At 45.8% G+C, this 1,590-nt stretch carries 1 pseudogene; it reads right to left on the bottom strand.

The features are described 5' to 3' along the window. Window positions 1–1,590: pseudogene (locus BLS38_RS12785) on the bottom strand (hypothetical protein); the annotation flags it as partial.

Raw genomic sequence — 1,590 nt, forward strand, 5'->3', positions numbered from 1 at the left:
ATCTACTGCCGAGATTGCACCACCTACATTGTTATAACTACTACCACCAACACTGTAGCTAGGCTGTGACACTGTGCCATCTGCTTGTACCGCAGATCCACCACCAAGCGCAGCTGCTGTTGCAGCACTTACGTTATACACTTGCGCACCATTCACCGCATCAGTAGAACTCGATGAAACTTTACCACTCGCAACACCACTCACTGTACGACTCGTACCCGAACTATTGGCAACATTCACTTGCGTACCCGCAGAATCTTTACCAATGTTAATCGCAGCATCGTTACTCGCTTGTTGAACAATACCAGTTTTACCACTACCAATACTACTCACCGTGTTTTGTAAGCTACTAATGTTGTTGGTATTTGCAGTCACTTGGCTTTGTACATTAGCCAATTGTCCACCATTCACCGCATCTTTAGAACCTGATGCAATCACACCATCTGCAACATTTGTAATGGTGGTACCATTACTACCACCAAGTGTGATTTTGTCTTTATTGACACTACCATCTGCTTTTGTGTCGTATTGAACAGCACTGTTTGACAATTGGCTCACACTGCTAGTTACACCACTCACCGCAGAGTCAAGTTGTCCTTTATTCACGGCATCTGATGAATTCACACCATTTGCAACATTGGTAATGGTTTGACCGCCCGCATTAATGCCTGAAGCTGCCACACTTGGCCCTGTCGCGTTCCCTGAACTGTCTTTGAAGCTCAGGCCATTTGTACCAATAGACGTACTCGAGCCATTCTTAGCAGTATATGTAGCATTATCCGCACCATACTGTGCACTGTTGCCAGTGTTCGCATTGCTCACTGTTAGACCATTTGCTGCAAGTTGACTACTGTTACCCGCATTGTCTTTAGTGGATACACCGTTGGTATCGAGTGCAGTATTACCCGCCGTTACCGAGGTCACATTCACGTCTTTACCACTGGTATTTGCATTTTTAACAGCAGCATCTAGAGCACTCAATGCACCTGCCAATGTCGTTGATGTTGTACCACCCACCGTATAAGTCGGGTTACTGATCGAACCATCGCTATTGACTGTCGCACCACCACCTAATGCTGTAGCAATAGACGCTGTACTTGTGTCTACTTTATTGTCTACAGATTTAAGTTGTGCAACGTTTACTGCATCGCTGTTGGCTGTGCCTGCTGCAACACCTGTCACTTGACGATATACATTGTTCGTTGCATCACCCACTGCAACAGCACCTGTCGTTGAAGCAGTCGCAGCAATCGCACTTGCATCTGTTGTTGATGCTTTAGCAGGTGCAAACCCTGCAACACCACCGGCTGTACGTGCAGCTGAACCAGTGCCTAATACTACTGATCCTGCTGTGGTTTGTGTCACATTGTTTCCTACAACAAATGTATTGTCTGTTGATACGGTATTGTTATTACCAAGGACGTAGCTTTCATTACCAGTAATTGTGCTTGGGTCACCAAAGGCACCCGAGTGGTTACCTGATACTGTATTTCCTGTACCAATACTAATCGATTGTGTACCTGATGCTGTGGCACCATCACCAATCGCTACCGATGAGGTACCTGAAACGCTTGAGTTATTACCAATCAC

It is taken from the genome of Acinetobacter boissieri, from assembly GCF_900096955.1.
Taxonomy (GTDB): Bacteria; Pseudomonadota; Gammaproteobacteria; order Pseudomonadales; family Moraxellaceae; genus Acinetobacter; species Acinetobacter boissieri.